18 protein-coding genes are annotated in these 18227 nt (G+C 73.1%); 16 read left to right on the forward strand and 2 right to left on the reverse strand.

The window, feature by feature from the left end; translation table 11 throughout:
• The first annotated feature begins 28 nt into the window (after positions 1–28).
• The 10 genes from OG470_RS15050 to OG470_RS15095 all read left to right on the forward strand — a co-directional run bounded on the left by OG470_RS15050 (position 29) and on the right by OG470_RS15095 (position 10285).
• Positions 29–415 (forward strand): hypothetical protein, encoded by a 387-nt coding sequence (locus tag OG470_RS15050; protein ID WP_328424727.1) that lies wholly within the window; start codon positions 29–31, stop codon positions 413–415.
• A gap of 170 nt (positions 416–585) precedes the next feature.
• Entirely contained in the window at positions 586–3420 is a 2835-nt protein-coding gene (locus OG470_RS15055; RefSeq protein ID WP_328424729.1) for a Na+/H+ antiporter subunit A, read from the forward strand.
• Entirely contained in the window at positions 3417–3896 is a 480-nt protein-coding gene (locus OG470_RS15060) for a Na(+)/H(+) antiporter subunit C (protein WP_328424731.1), read from the forward strand. Before OG470_RS15055 ends, OG470_RS15060 begins: the two co-directional genes overlap by 4 nt.
• Positions 3896–5401 (forward strand): Na+/H+ antiporter subunit D, encoded by a 1506-nt coding sequence (locus tag OG470_RS15065; RefSeq protein ID WP_328424733.1) that lies wholly within the window; start codon positions 3896–3898, stop codon positions 5399–5401. Before OG470_RS15060 ends, OG470_RS15065 begins: the two co-directional genes overlap by 1 nt.
• Positions 5398–6006 (forward strand): Na+/H+ antiporter subunit E, encoded by a 609-nt coding sequence (locus tag OG470_RS15070; RefSeq protein ID WP_328424735.1) that lies wholly within the window; start codon positions 5398–5400, stop codon positions 6004–6006. The genes OG470_RS15065 and OG470_RS15070 overlap by 4 nt, the downstream gene beginning before the upstream one ends.
• Positions 6003–6266, forward strand: coding sequence for a monovalent cation/H+ antiporter complex subunit F (locus OG470_RS15075; RefSeq protein WP_328424737.1), 264 nt, complete (start codon positions 6003–6005; stop codon positions 6264–6266). The genes OG470_RS15070 and OG470_RS15075 overlap by 4 nt, the downstream gene beginning before the upstream one ends.
• A complete protein-coding gene (gene mnhG / locus OG470_RS15080) occupies positions 6266–6625 on the forward strand; it encodes a monovalent cation/H(+) antiporter subunit G (protein WP_328426370.1) in 360 nt (119 codons plus the stop codon). Before OG470_RS15075 ends, mnhG begins: the two co-directional genes overlap by 1 nt.
• Before the next feature lie 181 nt (positions 6626–6806).
• A complete protein-coding gene (locus OG470_RS15085) occupies positions 6807–8174 on the forward strand; it encodes a hemolysin family protein (protein WP_328424739.1) in 1368 nt (455 codons plus the stop codon).
• Positions 8171–9235: a hemolysin family protein gene (locus OG470_RS15090; protein WP_328424741.1), complete on the forward strand. Its 1065-nt coding sequence runs from the start codon at positions 8171–8173 to the stop codon at positions 9233–9235. The genes OG470_RS15085 and OG470_RS15090 overlap by 4 nt, the downstream gene beginning before the upstream one ends.
• Positions 9236–9355: 120 nt before the next feature.
• Complete coding sequence (locus tag OG470_RS15095; protein WP_328424743.1) at positions 9356–10285, forward strand: sporulation protein; 930 nt, start codon at positions 9356–9358, stop codon at positions 10283–10285.
• An 11-nt stretch (positions 10286–10296) separates the two neighbouring features.
• Here OG470_RS15095 and leuE read toward each other — a convergent pair whose 3' ends face one another.
• Positions 10297–10968 (reverse strand): leucine efflux protein LeuE, encoded by a 672-nt coding sequence (gene leuE / locus OG470_RS15100; RefSeq protein ID WP_328424745.1) that lies wholly within the window; start codon positions 10966–10968, stop codon positions 10297–10299.
• On the reverse strand, positions 10968–12209 hold the full coding sequence (locus OG470_RS15105; protein ID WP_328424747.1) for a bifunctional pyridoxamine 5'-phosphate oxidase family protein/GNAT family N-acetyltransferase: 1242 nt from the start codon (positions 12207–12209) through the stop codon (positions 10968–10970). Before OG470_RS15105 ends, leuE begins: the two co-directional genes overlap by 1 nt.
• A gap of 34 nt (positions 12210–12243) precedes the next feature.
• Here OG470_RS15105 and OG470_RS15110 point away from each other — a divergent pair, with 34 nt between their 5' ends.
• The 6 genes from OG470_RS15110 to OG470_RS15135 all read left to right on the forward strand — a co-directional run bounded on the left by OG470_RS15110 (position 12244) and on the right by OG470_RS15135 (position 18209).
• Complete coding sequence (locus tag OG470_RS15110) at positions 12244–13584, forward strand: aminotransferase class I/II-fold pyridoxal phosphate-dependent enzyme (protein WP_328424749.1); 1341 nt, start codon at positions 12244–12246, stop codon at positions 13582–13584.
• 296 nt (positions 13585–13880) lie between these two features.
• On the forward strand, positions 13881–14585 hold the full coding sequence (locus tag OG470_RS15115; RefSeq protein ID WP_328424751.1) for a UdgX family uracil-DNA binding protein: 705 nt from the start codon (positions 13881–13883) through the stop codon (positions 14583–14585).
• 92 nt (positions 14586–14677) lie between these two features.
• On the forward strand, positions 14678–16060 hold the full coding sequence (locus tag OG470_RS15120) for an MFS transporter (RefSeq protein WP_328424753.1): 1383 nt from the start codon (positions 14678–14680) through the stop codon (positions 16058–16060).
• A gap of 4 nt (positions 16061–16064) precedes the next feature.
• A complete protein-coding gene (locus OG470_RS15125; RefSeq protein WP_074318010.1) occupies positions 16065–16265 on the forward strand; it encodes a DUF3046 domain-containing protein in 201 nt (66 codons plus the stop codon).
• Between the two features lie 184 nt (positions 16266–16449).
• Positions 16450–17496 (forward strand): recombinase RecA, encoded by a 1047-nt coding sequence (recA, locus tag OG470_RS15130; protein WP_053656326.1) that lies wholly within the window; start codon positions 16450–16452, stop codon positions 17494–17496.
• Between the two features lie 14 nt (positions 17497–17510).
• The gene (locus OG470_RS15135; protein ID WP_328424757.1) at positions 17511–18209 is read left to right on the forward strand and encodes a regulatory protein RecX; all 699 of its coding nucleotides are present in this window, start codon (positions 17511–17513) and stop codon (positions 18207–18209) included.
• The last annotated feature ends 18 nt before the right edge of the window (positions 18210–18227 follow it).

The following is an 18227-nucleotide window of genomic DNA, read 5'->3' on the forward strand; positions in this document are numbered from 1 at the left end:
GCAACGCGAACCGGGGTGGAGGGATCGGATGGCCGGCGAGCAGCGCAACGTCGAACCCGGCACCGATGTGCTGATCCGCAAGGTCGACAGCCACCTCGCCACGCTCCGCGGCGGCCTGCACGGTGCCGAGCTGCAGCTCGCCGAACGCCTCGCCCGCTGCCTGCGCGAGTTGGTCGTCTCGACCGCCCAGGCCAGCGCCGCCGACCGCGGCCAGGTCCGCGTCGCCGTCCACTACTTCGTGCTGCGCCGGGAGAGCCGTGGCCGGCTGCTCTCGGTGCGGTCGCTGGCCGCAGCGGAGCGGGTGGTCGACAAGGTCGCGCGTCAGCTCGGTCGCGTCGACCTGCTCGCCGAGTTGGCACGAGGCCGCCCGGCCAGCGACGACACGGTGCCCGTCGAGGACGCCCTGCTGCGCTGACCGCCGACGATGTCCGCGGCCTGCTGCCGCACCTCGCACGCCTGGCGCACCCGCCCGTCGCCGACAGCGCACGAATTCCGGCAAAACGGCCCGGCGAGCGACGAACTGACGTCTGATCGCTGCTAGGCGCCACCGCTGTCCGGCGTCGGCCACCTCGATCGGGAGCGCGAGTGCTGGTACTGCTCATCCTCCACCTCGTGGCGTCCCTATCCGCGCCGCTGCTCGTCCGGTGGTGGGGGCCACGAGCGTGCTACCCGCTGGCGCTGGCGCCGGCCGCCGCGTTCTGCTGGGCGGTGGCTCGCACCCCGGCCGTCAGCCACGGCGGGGCGGTGGTCGAGACGTACCCGTGGATCCGGCAGTTGGGCCTCGACATCGCGCTACGGCTCACCACGCTGTCCTGGCTGATGACCCTGCTGATCGGCGGCATCGGCGCGCTGGTGCTGGTCTACTGCGCCCGGTACTTCGCCGCCGGCTCGACTGGGTTGGCGCAGTTCGCCGGGGTCCTGGTCGCCTTCGCCGGCGCGATGCTGGTCCTGGTCTTCGCCGACGACCTGCTGCTGCTCTACGTGGGGTGGGAGCTGACCACGATCTTCTCGTACCTGTTGATCGGCCACAGCACCGAACGGCGGTCCAGCCGGTGGGCGGCAGCGCACGCGCTGACCGTCACCACGCTGGGCGGGCTGGCAATGCTGGTCGGGTTCATCATGCTGGGCGAGCACGCCGGCACCTACCGCTGGTCCGAGATAGCCGCACAGCCGCTGCCCGGCGGCGGGTACCTGGTCACCGTGGTGCTGCTGATCCTTGCCGGCGCGCTGTCCAAGTCGGCGGTGCTGCCGTTCAGCTCCTGGCTGCCGGCCGCGATGGCGGCACCCACCCCGGTCAGCGCGTACCTGCACGCCGCCGCCATGGTCAAGGCCGGCGTTTACCTGATCGGGCTGCTCGCGCCGGTGCTCGCCACGGTCGGTCCGTGGCGGCCCGTGGTGCAGGTCGCCGGTCTGGCCACCATGCTGTTCGGTGGCTGGGCGGCGCTGCGGCAGACCGACCTGAAGCTGTTGCTGGCATACGGGACGGTCAGCCAGCTTGGCCTGCTGGTCACGGTGACCGGGGCCGGCACCCCGGACGCCGCCCTGGCCGGCACCGCGATGCTGCTGTCGCACGCGCTGTTCAAGGCGTCGCTGTTCCTGGTCGTCGGCGTCATCGACCACAGCGCCGGCACCCGCGACCTGCGCCAACTGTCCGGGCTGCGGCACTGGTCGCGGCCGCTGTTCGTGGTCGCTGTGCTGGCCGCGGCGTCGATGGCCGGGTTGCCGCCGTTGGTCGGCTTCGTGGCCAAGGAGGCGGTGTTCGCGGCGTTCACCGACCAGCCGGTGATCCTCGCTGGTCTGGTTGCCGGGACGGTGCTCACCGTCGCGTACAGCGCCCGCTTCGTCTGGGGCGCGTTCGCCGACCGGCCCGGCGTGGAGCCGGTCCAGGCCGGTCGGGTCGCTGGGCCGCTGCTGGTCCCACCGGCCGTGCTGGCCGGCGTCAGCCTGCTCGCCGGCCCGGCCGCCAGCGTGGTGGACGGCCTGCTGCGCCCGTACGCCGATCTGCTCGGCGGGGTGCACGCGCATCTGGCGCTCTGGTCCGGACCGACCCTGGCGCTCGGCCTGTCCGTGCTGGCGCTCGCCGGCGGCGGCCTGCTCTTCGCCCTGCGCGGACCGCTCGCCCCGGTGCTGGCCCGGACCCACTCGCCGATCACCGGCAGCCAGGGGTACGAGTGGATCGTGGGCCGGTTCGACCGGATGGCCATCGAGGTCACCGGAGCGACCCAGCGTGGCTCCCTGCCGCAGTATCTGGGCATCATCCTGGTCGTCCTGGTGCTGCTGCCCGGCGGGGCGATGCTCGCCGCAGGCCCGTGGCACGCTCGGATCCCGCTCTGGGACTCCGCGCTGCAACCGGTGGTCGTGGTGGTGATCGCGGTGGCCGCGGTGCTGGCGGTCGGTGCCCGCCGGCGGCTGACCGCGATGCTGCTGGTCGGGATGACCGGCTACGGCATCGCCCTGCTGTTCGTCCTGCACGGCGCGCCCGACCTCGCGCTCACCCAGTTCCTGGTGGAGACCGCGACCATCGCGGTCTTCGTGCTGGTGCTGCGCCGCCTGCCGGAACGGTTCTCGGCCCGCCCGCTGCGCCGCAGCCGGTGGGCCCGCCGGGCGATCGGGGTGGCGGCGGGCGTGGTGGCCGCCGGGCTGGCCCTCGTCGCGGCGGGCGCCCGTCGGGCACCGGAGATCTCTGCCGCCTTTCCGGACCTGGCGGTGGCCCAGGGGTACGGCCGGAACGTGGTGAATGTGACCCTGGTCGACATTCGGGCCTGGGACACCATGGGGGAGCTGTCGGTGCTGGTGGTGGCCGCGACCGGGGTGGCCAGCCTGGTCTTCGAGCGGTCCCGCGGCGGGCCACGGCCGCGCCGGCCGGGGTCGGACAGTCGGGCCAACCGAACCGGCCGGCCGGTGTGGCTGCGCGGAGGGCCCACCCTGCACGAGGAGCGGCGGTCGATCGTCCTGGAGGTGGTCATCCGGCTGATCTTCCACACCGTGGTGCTGTTCTCCCTGTTCCTGCTCTTCTCCGGGCACAACGCGCCGGGCGGCGGCTTCGCCGGTGGGCTGGTGGCGGGTCTCGCCCTGGTGGTCCGCTACCTGGCCGGCGGCCGGTACGAGCTGGCCGAGGCGGCCCCGGTCGGCGCCGGCACGGTCCTCGGCGCCGGGCTGGCCGTGTCGGTGGGCACGGGCGTGGTGGCGCTGCTGGCCGGCGGATCGGTGCTGGAGAGCGCCAAGGTCGATCAGTCCCTACCGCTGGTCGGCGACGCCCACCTGGTCACGTCGCTCTTCTTCGACGTCGGCGTGTACCTGGTCGTGATCGGGCTGGTGCTGGATGTCCTGCGCAGCCTGGGAGCCGAGGTGGATCGGCACATCGAGGCGACCGGAACCGCCACCGGCGGGCTCGCCGTCGACAAGGGGGACCGGGCATGACCACCGGCGGCGCGGGGCCCACGCTGGTGCTGGTGCTCGCCGTCGGGGTGCTGGTCGGCTGCGGGGTGATCCTGCTGCTGGAGCGCAGCCTGACCCGGATCCTGCTCGGCGTGATCCTGATCGGCAACGGGGTCAACCTGTTGATCCTGTTGGGCGGCCGGTCCGGTGGGGCACCGATCGTCGGCACCGGCCCGGTGGACCGGATGAGCGATCCGCTGCCGCAGGCCATGGTGCTGACCGCCATCGTGATCACCTTCGGGTTTACCGCGTTCCTGCTCGCCGTGGCGTACCGCAGCTGGTATCTCACCGGCGACGACGAGGTGCCCGATGACCTTGAGGACCAGCAGATCATCCGCCGGGCCGAGCGCAACGAGACGGGCGCCATGGATGTCGGTGGGGAGGGCCCGGACGAGGACCCGGAGCAGGTCGATCCCGAGCCCGCCCGGCGTCGGCTGCGGCGCGGGGACGAGGCGTGATGAGCGCGCTGCTGCCGTTGCCGGTGGTGGTGCCGCTGCTCGGTGCGGCGCTGACCCTGCTGCTGGCTGCCCGGCCCCGGCTCCAGCGGGCGGTCAGCACGCTCTGCCTGAGCGGCACCCTCGCCGTGGCGGTTCTGTTGCTGGTGCAGGCGTACCGGCACGGTCCGGTGGTGATGGCGGTGGGCGCCTGGCCGGCGCCGGTCGGCATCGTCCTGGTCGCCGATCAACTCGCCGCGCTGATGCTGGTGGTCTCCTCGGCGGTCACCCTCTGCGTGCTGCTCTACTCGATTGGCCAGGGCGGGAGCGAGAGGGACGAGAAGGCGCCGGTGGCCATCTTCCACCCGACGTACCTGGTGCTCACCGCCGGAGTCACCAACGCGTTCCTCGCCGGTGACCTGTTCAACCTCTTCGTCGGTTTCGAGATACTGCTGGCTGCCAGCTTCGTGCTGATCACGCTGGGCGGCACCGAGACCCGGATCCGGACCGGCTCGACGTACGTCGTGGTCAGCATCCTTTCCTCGATGATCTTCCTGACCGCGGTGGGGCTGGTGTACGCGGCCACCGGCACACTCAACCTGGCCCAGCTCGCCCAGCGCCTCGACGACCTGCCGGACGGCGTCCGGCTGACCCTGGAGCTGATGCTGCTGCTCGGCTTCGCGATCAAGGCGGCGGTCTTCCCCCTGTCGGCCTGGCTGCCGGACAGCTACCCCACCGCGCCGGCCCCGGTCACCGCCGTCTTCGCGGGGTTGCTCACCAAGGTGGGCGTCTACGCGATCATCCGCACCGAAACGCTGCTCTTCCCGGGCGGGCAGGTCGACGGGCTGCTCATGGTCGTCGCCGGGCTGACCATGCTGGTCGGCATCCTCGGCGCGGTGGCCCAGTCGGACCTGAAGCGGCTCCTCTCGTTCACCCTGGTCAGCCACATCGGCTACATGATCTTCGGGGTGGCGTTGAGCACGGCCGCCGGGCTCTCCGGCGCGATCTTCTACGTGGTGCACCACATCACCATCCAGACCACGCTGTTCCTGGTCGCCGGGCTGGTCGAGGAGCGGGCCGGCAGCACCGACCTGCGCCGCCTCGGCGGGCTGGCCCGGATGGCGCCGCTGCTCGGCGTGCTGTTCTTCGTCCCGGCGATGAACCTCGCCGGGGTGCCGCCGTTCTCCGGCTTCCTCGGCAAGCTCGGCCTGCTCCAGGCCGGGGCGGCAGCCGGCGGTCCGCTGCCCTGGGCGCTGGTCGCGGCCGGCACGCTGACCAGCCTGCTCACCCTCTACGTGGCCTCCCGGGTGTGGAACATCGCCTTCTGGCGGTCGCCCCGGCTGGCCACCGCCGAGCCCGCCGTCCGAGTGCCCACGCTGATGGTCGGGGCCACCGGGGGCCTGGTCGCGTTCGGGCTGGCGCTGACCGTGCTGGCCGGCCCGATCTTCGACGTCACCGCCGACTCGGCCGCCGACCTGATCTCGCGTACCCCGTACGTGCGGGCCGTGCTGCCGGGTGGCGCACCGTGACCGGCCCGCGCGGGACGACTCCGGCGGTCGCCGGCCCACCCCCGCGGCGGGGTCGGCTCGGGCGCTGGCGGGACCAGGCGCTGGCGCTCGGCTGGCTGGTGGTGGTCTGGAACCTGCTCTGGGGCGAGGTCAACTGGGCCAACCTGGCCGGCGGCCTGCTGGTGGGCGGTGCGGTGCTGCTGTTCTTCCCGCTACCGCCGGTCACCTTCGGCGGCCGCCTGCGCCCCTGGGCGCTGCTGGTGTTCGCGGTCAATTTCGGCACGGAACTGGTGAGCGCGAGCCTGCACGTCGCCCGGATCGCCGTGCAGCCCGGCTACCGGCCGCGCGGGGCGATCATCGCGGTTCAGCTGCGGGTGCCCACCGACCTGAACCTGGCGCTCACCGCCGAGGCGGTCTCGCTGGTGCCCGGCACGCTGATCCTCGAGCTCGACCGGGATTCCGGGACGCTCTACCTGCACGTGCTGGACACCCACGGGCCGGCGGACCTGACCGCCGCCCGGGAGCGCACCCTCGCCGTCGAGCGGCGGATCATCCGCGCGGTGGGCTCCGCCGCCGAGCTGCGCCGCGTCCAGTCCGATCCCGTCGAGAGGGGTATCCGCCCGTGACCACGTTCCTGGCCGTCGTCCTCACCGTCCTGCTGTCGGTGACCGCGCTGCTCGCGCTGGCCCGGCTCTATCGGGGCCCATCGCTGCTGGACCGGGTGATCGCCGCGGATGTGCTGCTCGCCACCATGGTCGGCGCGGTGGGCGCCGAGGCGGCGGTCAACCGGCACGCCACCACGCTGCCCGTGCTGGTGGTGCTCTCCCTGCTCGGCTTCGTCGGCACGGTGTCAATGGTCCGCTTCGCCGTCCGGGAGCAGCCGTGATCGGGACGATCGCGGACTGGCTCGGTGCCGGTTGCCTGGTGGCCGGCGCGCTGCTCGGCCTGGCCGCTGGGATCGGCGCCCTGCGCTTTCCGGACGCGCTGTCCCGGATGCACGCGGCCACCAAGCCGCAGGTGCTCGGGGTGCTCCTGCTGCTGCTCGGCATCGCGCTGCGGCTGCGTAGCCCGGCGGATCTCGGCATGATCCTGCTGGTGGGGGTCTTCCAGTTGGCCACCGTGCCGGTCGCGGCGCAGATGGTCGGCCGCGCGGCGTACCGGTCCGGCCGGCTGGACCGAAGTCTGCTCGACGCGGACGAACTGGCCGGACGCGACCTGGGTGGCGGCCGGGCAGGACCGGCGTGACGATCGGGCGGCCGCGTGAACCGGACGATCAGGCCCCTTCGGCCTACCCCCAGCGGAGTCCCAGACAGCGCCGATAAAATAGCGGCATGATCGACTCGTCTGCCCAGGAGGGCAGCAGTAGCCAGCCGGGTTGTGCCCGGCATCTTCCCGCCCCGACGACCCCGGGAGCCCTGAGCGACCCGTGTTGATCGTCGTTGGCCTTCTTCTGATTATCGTGCTCACCGCCGCCACCGGTTATTTCGTGGCGCAGGAGTTCGGCTATGTCGCCGTGGACCGGGGCAAGCTCCGCCAGCTCGCCGATGACGGCGACCAGGCCGCCGCTCGGGCCCTGGCCGTCACCAGCCGGCTCTCCTTCATGCTCTCCGGAGCGCAGCTCGGCATCACCGTCACCGCGCTGCTGGTCGGGTACGTCGCTGAGCCGTTCCTCGGCGGCGGCCTCGCCGACCTGTTCGGCCTGGCTGGCGTCAGCGAGGCGGTCAGCCTGCCGCTGTCGGTGGCGCTGGCTCTGATCTTCGCCACCGTGGTGCAGATGGTCCTCGGTGAGCTGGCCCCCAAGAACCTGGCCATCGCCCGGGCCGAGCGGCTGGCCCGAGTGCTGAGCCGGTCCACCCTGGTGTACCTCGCCATCGCCGGGCCGGTGATCCGGCTCTTCGACCGGGCGTCGGTGCGGCTGCTCCGCCGGATCGGCATCGAGCCGATCGAGGAGCTGCCCAGCGGTGCCACCCCTGCCGACCTGGAACAGATCATCGCCGAGTCCCGCGAGGAGGGCACGCTGGACGCCGAGATGTCCACGCTGCTCGACCGAGGTCTGGACTTCCGGGAGCTGACCGCTGGCGAGGCCATGGTGCCCCGGGTCGACGTGCACACCGTACGGGCGCACGAGCCGGTGAGCCGGGTGGTGGAGTTGTTGGACACCGGTCACTCCCGGTTCCCCGTGCGCGGCGCGGACGGCGTCGACGACCTGATCGGCATCGTCGGCATCGCCGACGTGCTGGGCGTACCGCCGGGGGAGCGGACCACGACCCCGGTGAGCGCGGTGGCCGGGCCGCCGCTGCTGGTGCCGGAGACGCTGCCGCTGCCCACGGTGCTCGACCGGCTGCGGTCCGGGCACCGACAGATGGCCTGCGTGGTCGACGAGTACGGCGGCTTCGCCGGCGTGATCACGTTGGAGGACATCGCCGAGGAACTGGTCGGCCCGATCCGGGACGAGGACGACCCGCCCGAGCGGGCGCCCGCCCGACAGGACGACGGGTCCTGGGTGGTGCCGGCCCGCTGGCGGATCGACGAGGTCGCCGACAGCACTGGCATCGCGCTGCCCGAGGCCCCGGAGTACGACACCCTCTCCGGGCTGGTCATGCGGGAGCTGGGCCGGGTGCCGGAGGTCGGCGACCGGCTGGAGATCAGGTTGCTGCCCGAGGGTGCCGACGCCGAGGACGGCGAGGCGGAGCCCCGGGCGCTGGTCGAGGTGCTGGCCGTGGACCGGCACGTGGCCGACTCGGTCCGGCTTCAGCTGGCCGAGCCGGGCGAGCGTAGCGAGGTGTCCGCATGAGCCCCGGGATCGCACTGTTCGTCTCGGTGGTCCTGCTGGCGCTGAACGGGTTCTTCGTGGCCGCCGAGTTCGCCCTGATTGCCAGCAAGCGGTACCGCCTGGAGCAGGCGGCGGCGAGCGGCGGCCGGGCGGCCCAGGCCGCGCTGGACGGCGTCCGCGAGCTGTCGCTGATGCTGGCCGGTGCGCAGCTCGGCATCACGCTGTGCACCCTGGGGCTCGGCGCGCTGGCCGAGCCGGCAATCGAGCACCTGCTCAGCCCTCTGCTGCACGCCGTGGGTCTGCCGGACGCGGCCAGCCACGGGATCGCTCTGATCTTCGCACTCGGTGTGGTCACCTTCCTGCACCTGGTGGTGGGGGAGATGGCGCCGAAGTCGTGGGCGATCACCGACCCGGAGCGCTCGGCCATCCTGCTCGCGCTGCCGTTCCGTGCTTTCGCCCGGGTGTCCCGGCCGGTGCTCTCCGCGCTCAACGCCATGGCCAACGCGATCCTGCGGCTGTTCGGGGTCAACCAGCAGGATCAGCTGGCCCAGGTGCACGGCCCGGACGAGCTGCGGATCCTGCTGGAGCAGTCCCGCGAGCACGGGTTGCTCGGTGCCGAGCAGCACCAGCTGCTCACCAGCATGCTGGAGTTGCAGGGCACATCGGTGGCGCAGGTGATGGAGCCGTTCGCCACCATGGTCACCGTTGGTAGGGACGACCCGGCCGAGCGGATCGAGCAGGTCAGCCGGGACAGTGGCCGGTCCCGGCTGGCGGTGCTGGACGAGGCGGGTGACGTCTGCGGCCTGGTGCACGTCCGGGAGGCGGTGCGGGTGGTCACCGCCGGCCGCAGCGCCACCGTCGGGGAGCTGATGACCTCCGCGTTCACCCTGCCCGCGACCTCCTCGGTCACCGAGGCGGTGGCCGCGATGCGGGCCCGGCAGTCCCAGCTCGCGCTCGTGCGCAACGGGGGTGGCCCGGCCCGGCCGATCGGTTTCGTGGCGCTGGAGGACCTGTTGGAGGAGGTCATCGGCGAGTTCGACGACGAGACCGACACGGTGCCGCGCGGCCGCCGCATGAGGTGAAAACGGAGGGGTGGTCCCTCTTCGCGGAAGTTGAGGTGGCCACGCGCGGGGTCCGCGAGAGTTGAGGGGGCCTCGCGGGGGTTGAGGTGGCTGTGAGCGTGGCCTGGTGGAGGGGGCGCGGTGCGGCTGACGGGGGTGTCCCGGGAGTCCGGCTGGACCGGGCTGTCCGTGCAGACCACGCTGGCCAATCCGAGCACCCGACCGGGCCTGCGCCTGCCAGGGCGGGTGACGCTGGCGGCCGGGCCGGGCGACGTACTGGTGCGGCACATCCGGCTCGGCCTGGTCACCACGGTCGAGCCGGATGACCCGGCCGCCGCTCGGCGCCTGATGCAGTTCTGTCAGGTGCTGATCGCCGGCCGGTTCGTCGTGCCGGCCGGTCGTCGGCGAGCGGTCGACTTCGCGATGCCGTTGCCGTGGGAGACCCCGGTGACCATCTTCGGCGGGGTGCCGCTGCTGAACCTGCGGATGGGGCTGCGGACCGAGGTGTCCGTCGACCCGGAGCTGGATCAGGGCGCCATGGTGCCGGTCTTCGTGCACCCGATCCCCACCCAGCAGCACGTGCTGGCGGCGCTGGAGACGCTGGGTTTCGTGATCCGCCAAGCCGGGTTGCAGGAGGGTGGGCTGCCCGGGGTGGAGCACACCCTGCCGCTGCACCAGCGGTGGGGCTACTGGGTGGCGCCGCTCTACGCCGGCCCGATCACCGAGCTGGAGGTGATCTTCGTGACCAACTCGGCGGGTCTGGAGGCGATTCTCTGGATGGACCGCCGGCTGGCGCTGGCCGGGATCACCCACCAGAGCATCAGCCGGTTCCGGATCTGGCACGCGGACGCCGACCGGCGGGACTGGGTCGCCACCGTGGACGGCTGGTTGCGCCAGGCCATCAACCGGCACGCCGCCGCGGCCGCGCACGCCGACTGGTCCGCGCAGATCAGTGAGTCCGCCCATGTGAGCCGCCATCCCGACGAGCCGGTCCGGCCCGGCTTCGGCCTCGGCGGCACCGCTGGCGGGGCCGGCGTCGGTGGTGGCGGCTCCGGCGGTGACGGCACCTGACCAGGGTCGGGTCAGCCGGCGCTGGCGGTGGCGAGCTTGAGGCTGAAGGCGAGGAAGAGCGCGGCGACGGCGGTGGTGCCGCCGGCGGCGAGCCGGCGGCGCTGGCTGAACTGCGCGGCCAGGAAGGTGCCCGCGAAGATCAACGCGGTCAGGTAGAGCGCGCTGGTCACCTGAGCGATCAGCCCCAGCAGCAGGAACGACAGCGCCGGCCAGGCGTAGCCGGGGTCGACGAACTGGATGAAGAACGAGATGAAGAACAGGATCGCCTTCGGGTTCAGCAGGCTGATCACCAGCGCCTTGCGGAACGGGCTGCGCATCGCCGCCGGCTCCGCGGCGTCGATGAGCCGCGGCGTGCTCGGGTCGTTGCGGTCGCGCCAGCGCCGCCAGGCGCCGCGCAGCATGGTCACCCCGACATACCCGAGGTACGCGGCGCCGACGTACTTGATCACCATGAACACCGGCGGGTACGCCTTGAGCAGCGACGCCACCCCGGCGGCGGAGAGGAACATCAGCACCCCGTCGCCGACGAACACCCCGCCAGCGGCCCGGTAGCCGGCCCCCACGCCCCGTTTGGCGGCGGTGGAGAGCACGAAGAGTGAGTTCGGCCCGGGCAGCAGGATGATGGCCACGGTGCCCAGCACGTACGTCCAGATGTCGGTGATCCCCAGCACGCCCGCCATCATCACGCCACCGGTGCCGTCCGGCGAAGCCTTTCCCGGAGCCTGAGCTGTGCGTTCGGCCACTCGTCGACGGTCATCGCGTACTGCACGGTGTCCCGCCAGGAGCCGTCCGGGCGTTGCCGGTGCATCCGCAGCACGCCCTCCCGGGTGGCGCCGAGCCGTTCGATGGCCGCCTGCGAGCGTTCGTTGCGGATGTCGGTGTGCCAGGCCACCCGCACCGCGCCCAACTCGTCGAAGGCCCGACTGAGCAGCAGCAGCTTCGCCTCGGTGTTGATCCCGGTACGCCACCACGGCCGGCCCAGGAAGGTGTACCCGATCGCGACCGACCGCCGTTCCGGGTCGATCTCGTAGTAGGACGTGCTGCCGACCACCGCCCCGGTCGCCGCGCAGCGCTGCACCCAGGGCACCCGCTCGCCGCGGTGCTGCGCGGCCAGCGCGGCGGCGATCACCTCGGCGGTCCCGTCTGGCGCGCTCGGTGCCGCGACGTTCATGTGCCGCCAGACCTCCTCGTCGGCGGTGGCGGTGTGCAGCTCGTCGGCGTGGGCCAGGTCCAGCGGCTCCAGCCGGACGTGTTCGCCGCTCATCGGGGCCGGGTCGTGCCAGGGCGTGCGGGGCGCCCGGAGGTACGCCGGCAGCGGCGCGGTGACTCCAGCGTCCGGCTCGGGCAGCCCGGCGGTCAGCCGCAGCGGCAGGACCCCGGCCCAGTGCGGCAGGTGCAGGTCGGCCTCGTCCTCGCGGACTCCTCCGCTGCGGGCCCGGACCGACACCTCGCGCAGCGGCAGTGCCAGTACGGCGGTCTCGGCCAGCTCCCGCCGGCTGGGCGGGCGGCTGTCCGCGCTGCGTCCCGCGCCCACCTTCTCCACCAGCGCGGTGAGCATGGCGGTCTTCTCCCGCTCGTCGGTGACCAGCCGGGCGGTGCCCAGCGCGACCACTGAGCGGTAGTTGGCGCTGTGGTGGAACTGGGAGCGGGCGTAGACCAGGCCGTCGAGCAGGGTCACCGTGACGCAGACCGGCAGCCCGTCGCCCCGGGCGGCGAGCAGCGGCCGGCTGCCGGTGGAGCCGTGCAGGTAGAGCGTGTCGCCGATCCGTACGTGCAGGGTGGGCAGCACCCGCGGCTGGCCGTCGACGGTGAACCCCAGCGCGCAGTGGTACGCCTCGTCGAGCACGGCGTGCGCGGCGTCCCGGTCGTAGCTCATCTTGTCGCGGGAACGGTTGGGGGTGGTCCGGGCGGTGGGTGGGTACATGCTCGCCCCTTTGTTCTAGTACAATCTCTGATTTGTGTCAGCACGCTATCAGTTCGCCGGGACGACGGCCGTCGCGATTTCGGCCAGCATCGAGTCGGGCATCCGTACGGGTGCCCTGCCACCCGGGACCGCCCTGCCACCGGTCCGGGTGCTCGCCGCCGAGCTGGGCGTCAGCCCGGCCACCGTCGCCCGCGCCTACCAGGAGCTGCGCCAGCGCGGCCTGCTCGCCACCGCCGGGCGGCACGGCACCCGGGTGCGCCCCCGCCCGCCGGTGGCCGCCCGGCGCTCCGCGCTGCGCCCGGCGCCGTTGCCCGGTGCCCGTGACCTGTCCCGGGGCGAGCCCGACTCCCGGCTGCTGCCCTCGCTCGGCCCGCACCTGGCGGCCCTCGCCGCCGAGGCCGGCCCGCCGGTCGGCTACTCCACCGCCGGAGTGCTGCCCGAGCTTGCGGTGGCGGCCCGCGCCCGGCTGAGCGCCGACGGAGTGCCGGCCGGGGAGCTCACCCTCACCGGTGGCGCGCTGGACGGCATCGAGCGGCTGCTCGGCGCCCACCTGCGTCCCGGCGACGCGGTGGCGGTCGAGGATCCGGGCTGGGCCAACCTGCTCGACCTGGTCGCCGCGCTGGGGCTACGCCCGATCGGCGTACCGCTGGACGACGAGGGTCCGCTGGTGGCCGGGGTGGCGGCCGCGCTCGCCGCCGGTGCGCGGGCGCTGGTGGTCACCAGCCGGGCGCAGAACCCGACCGGCGCGGCCGTCTCCGCCGCCCGGGCCGAGGCGCTGCGGGCGCTGCTCGCCGGCCGGCGGGACCTGCTGCTGATCGAGGACGACCACGCCGCCGAGCTGGCCCGCGTACCCCTGCACCCGCTGGCCGGGGCGACCCCGAGCTGGGCCTTCCTCCGGTCGGTGAGCAAACCCTTCGGCCCGGACCTGCGGCTGGCCGTGCTGGCTGGCGACGAGACCACGGTGGCCCGGGTGACCGGCCGGACGCGGGTGGGCGCCGGCTGGGTCTCCACCGTGCTGCAACGACTGGTGCTCGCGCTGTGGCGGGACCCGGCGGTCGCCGAGCTGGTGGAGCGGGCGGCGGAGAGTTACGAGCAGCGGCGCGAGGGGCTGCTGGCCGCGTTGGCGGAGCACGGCCTGACCGCGCACGGCCGCAGCGGCATCAACGTCTGGCTGCCGGTGGCGGACGAGACCAGCGCGGTCACCGCGCTGCGCGACGCCGGCTGGTCGGTGGCCCCCGGCAGCCTCTACCGAATCGCCGCCCCACCCGGCCTCCGCATCACCATCAGCCCTCTCGCCACGTCCGATCTCGCCCCGCTGGCCGCCGCGCTGGCCCAGGCCGCGGACCCAACCCCACTCCCGGGCTTCTCCACCTGACCCACCTCTCCCCGACCAGGTCCCGTCCAGGACAGAAAGCGGGAGATCGCGACGGTTTGGGCCGCGTGGGGTGGGTATGCGGAGCGCCGGAGGTGGGGACCATGGCTTCAGGTGGGACGCGCAAGGGGATCTGGATCGCGGTGGCGGTGGTGATCATCATCATCGTGATCGTGCTGATCGCGATGGCGTCCGGCGACGGCGGCGGCGGCAACGGGTACTGACGCGGTACGACCGGCTGCCCGCAGTCGCCGGGGCGTACCCGGCACGAGGCACCGAACAGGTATATAACAGTCGGCATGGCCAAGGAGACCGGGAGTGCCCCGGGCGCCCAGCGGTTCATCCCGCCCGACGCGGACACCATCGACGAGCTGCGTGCCGCCGCGGGTGGCTGTCGGGGGTGCGAGCTGTACCGGGACGCCTCGCAGACGGTCTTCGGCCGGGGCGACGAGAGCGCGCGAGTGGTGCTGGTCGGGGAGCAACCCGGCGACCTGGAGGACCAGAAGGGGCTGCCCTTCGTCGGTCCGGCCGGTCGGCTGCTGCGCCGCGCGGTCGACGACGCCGGGCTGGACCCGAGGCAGCTGTACCTCACCAACAGCGTGAAGCATTTCCGTTTTGAGCTGCGCGGCAAACGGCGGATCCATCAGACCCCGGACCAGGTGCACATCACCGCCTGCCGGCCCTGGCTGGTCGCCGAGTTCGCCCGGCTCCGGCCGGAGATCGTGGTGGTGCTCGGCGCGACCGCCGCCAAAGCGCTGCTCGGCCCGTCCTTCCGGGTGACCAAGCAGCGCGGGGAGTTGCTGCCCTGGCCAGCCTCGGCTCAGCACCCGGAGGACTTCACCCGCGTGCCGGTGGACAGCGCCGGCACGGTGGCCGGCGTGCCGCCGGCCCGGCTGCTGGCCACCATCCACCCGTCCGCCGTGCTGCGCGCCGACGACCAGGACAAGGCGTACGAGGGACTGGTCGCCGACCTCACCGTCGCCACCCGCGCCCTGCCCGCCTGAGAACGAGCGTCGGCTCGGCTGACAGCGAAACCCACTGCCGTCGGCGGCAGCGGGTGCGCGAGGATGGGTCACCCCCGTCCTGAGGAGCGCCGATGGCCACCGACCTGAGCGCGCCACGTACCGTCCGGCCCGACGTCGCGCCGATCCAGCGGCGCACCCTGCGGCTGCTCTTCACCACCCAGATCATCGGCGGCATCGGCGTGACCATCGGCATCGCCGTCGGTGCGCTGCTCGCCGCCCGGATCGCCGGCACCGCGGTAGCCGGCCTGGCGCAGAGCGCCGGGGTGGTCGGCGCGGCGCTGCTCGCCATCCCGGTCACCCGGATCATGGCGCGGCACGGCCGTCGGCCGGGCCTGGTGGTGGCGTACGCGGTCGGTGCCGTCGGCGGCGTGCTGGTGGTGCTGGCCGCGGTCACCCGCTCGGTGCCGCTGCTCTTCCTCGGCATGCTGTTCTTCGGCGGAGGCACCGCCGCGAACCTCCAGGCCCGTTACGCGGCGGTGGACCTCGCCGAGCCTGCCCGCCGGGCTCGGCAGCTCTCCCTGATCATCTGGGCCACCACCATCGGCGCGGTGGCCGCGCCGAACTTCGCCGCCCTGGCCGACCGGGTCACGAGTGGCTGGGGACTGCCGCCGCTGGCCGGCCCGTTCGCGTTCAGCGCGGCCGCGTTCGTGCTGGCCGGCGGCGTACTCCTCGGGTTGCTCCGGCCCGACCCGCTGCTCACCGCGCGCCGTCTCGCGGCGGCTGACGCGCCGGTGGCCGACGTGCCGGCGGCCGTGCTGGCCGCCGAGGCGCCAGCGGACGGCGGCCCGGTCGGTGGCGATGTGGCGCCGGCCGCCGCGCCGGTCGAGGTGCGTGCGCCGCGCGGCGCCGGGATGCGGGTGGCCTGGTCGGTGGTACGCGGGCGGCCCGCCGCCCGGCTCGGCATCGCGGCGGTGGCGGTCGGCCACCTGGTGATGGTGGCGGTGATGTCGATGACCCCGGTGCGGCTCGGTGAGTCGCACGCCGACGCCGACGTGCTACGGCTGGTCGGCATCGTGCTGAGCCTGCACATCGCCGGCATGTACGCCCTCTCCCCGCTGGTCGGCTGGCTCACCGACCGGCTCGGCCGGCGGGTGGTGATCCTCGGTGGGGTCGGGCTGCTGCTGGCAGCCTGTGCGGTCGCCGGCACCGCCGGGCACCACACGCCCCGGCTCTCGGTCGGTCTGGTGCTGCTCGGGCTGGGCTGGTCGGGGACGATGGTGGCCGGCTCGACGCTGCTCTCCGAGTCGGTGCCGGACGGCGTGCGGCCGAGCGTCCAGGGGCTGTCCGACCTGACCATGGGGCTGGCAGGGGCCGGCGCCGCCATGGCTAGCGGGTTTGTCATGCAGGTCGCCGGTTATCCGGTGCTCACCCTGCTCGCGGCGGTCGCGACGGTGCCCCTGGTGGCGCTAGCGTTGCGCCCGGTGCCGAGCGGGGCACCGGACGAGGAGGGCTGATCACGTGCGGCTGACCGACTTCTGGGCGCGGCTGGAGGAGGCGTTCGGGCCCGGCTACGCGGCCAGCATCGCCCGCGACCAGGTGCTGTCCCAGCTCGATGGACGCACCATCGAGCAGGCGTTGGCGTCGGGGGAGCAGACGCACGTGGTGTGGCGGGCGGTTTGCGCCGCGTACCCCGACCGAGTGCCCGCGCGACTACGCTGAGCAGCCTTTCCGGCGCTTCCGCGTGTCGCTTGTCGAGTCGTACACCTGTTCGGCTATTGTCCACAGCGGGGTGCTCGTCCACAGCTCGCGGCCCGTCGGCTGGTTTTCTGTCGGACCCAGCGCCTAGCGTGTCCGCGTGACGCGAAGCTCAGCAAAGACGCCGGCGAAGGCAGGGGTGGCAACCATGGCAGCAGGGCCTGACCGGGAGAAGGCACTCGACCTAGCTCTCGCTCAGATTGACAAGCAATTCGGCAAGGGCTCGGTGATGCGGCTGGGGGACCGGCCCGTCGTCCAGACCGCGATCATCCCGACCGGCTCCATCGCGCTCGACGTGGCACTCGGCATTGGCGGCCTGCCGCGCGGCCGGGTGGTCGAGATCTACGGCCCGGAGTCCAGCGGTAAGACCACGGTGGCGCTGCACTCGGTGGCCAGCGCCCAGCGGCTCGGCGGCATCGCGGCCTTCATCGACGCCGAGCACGCGCTCGACCCGGAGTACGCGAAGGCCCTCGGGGTCGACACCGACGCGATGCTGGTCTCCCAGCCGGACACCGGCGAGCAGGCGCTGGAGATCGCGGACATGCTGATCCGCTCCGGCGCGATCGACATCATCGTGATCGACTCGGTGGCGGCCCTGGTGCCGCGCGCCGAGATCGAGGGTGAGATGGGCGACAGCCACGTGGGCCTCCAGGCCCGGCTGATGAGCCAGGCGCTGCGGAAGATCACCGGTGTGCTCAGCAACACCGGCACCACGGCGATCTTCATCAACCAGCTCCGGGAAAAGATCGGCGTGATGTTCGGCAGCCCGGAGACCACCACCGGTGGTCGGGCACTGAAGTTCTACGCCTCGGTCCGGCTCGACGTGCGACGCATCGAGAGCCTCAAGGACGGCACCGACGTGGTCGGTAACCGCACCCGGGTCAAGGTCGTGAAGAACAAGGTCGCGGCCCCGTTCAAGCAGGCCGAGTTCGACATCATGTACGGCAAGGGCATCTCGCGCGAGGGCTCGCTGATCGACGTCGGCGTGGAGCAGGCGATCATCCGCAAGTCCGGCGCCTGGTACACGTACGACGGCGACCAGCTCGGCCAGGGCAAGGAGAAGGCCCGGGAGTTCCTCAAGGAAAACCCGGACGTGGCTGCCGAGATCGAGAAGAAGATCCTGGAGAAGCTCGGCGTCGGGGTCGGTGCGGGTGACGCCGCCGGCGGCCCGGAGCTGCCGCCGGTCGACTTCTGACCGGTCGCTGACCCATGGCAGGACGACGCGCCCGTACGGGACGGGGCTGGGATGCCAGCCCACCCCGTACGGGCGATGCCAGTGACCCGCCCCGCCCTCGCCGGGGTCGCCGTGGCCGGTCCGAGGAGGCCGACGCCGTCGAGTCCTCGGCGCCGCCTCGTGACGAGTCGGAGGTGGCGCGCGAGATCTGCCTGCGCCAACTCGCCGTCCGGCCACGCACCCGGGCCGAGCTGGCCGGGGCACTGGCCAAGCGGGGCATCTCCGAGCAGGTCTCGGCCGAGGTCCTCGACCGGTACGACGAGGTCGGCATCATCGACGACGCCGCGTTCGCTCGGGCCTGGGTGTCCAGCCGGCACACCGGGCGTGGCCTGGCCCGCCGGGCGCTCGCCAACGAGCTGCGCCAGCGGGGCGTGGACGGCGAGGTGGCCACCGAGGCGCTGGGCGAGCTGGACGAGGAGACCGAGGCCGAGACCGCCCGTGCCCTCGTGGAGAGAAAGCTGCGCACCGCCCGGGGTGAGCCCGACGCGATCTTCCGGCGACTGGTGGGCATGCTGGCCCGCAAGGGCTACCCACCCGGCGTGGCGATCCGGGCAGTGAAGGACGCGATCGCGGCGCAGAGCGCCGAGGCGGCCGAGTTCGCCGAGCAGATCGACGCCGACGCGCTCGCCGACGCCGAGGGCGAATTGGACCGCGACAACCGTCCGGTCGAGTGAGCGGCCCGGTCGGTGGTC

Origin of the sequence: Micromonospora sp. NBC_00389, assembly GCF_036059255.1 — a bacterium.
Taxonomy (GTDB): Bacteria; Actinomycetota; Actinomycetes; order Mycobacteriales; family Micromonosporaceae; genus Micromonospora.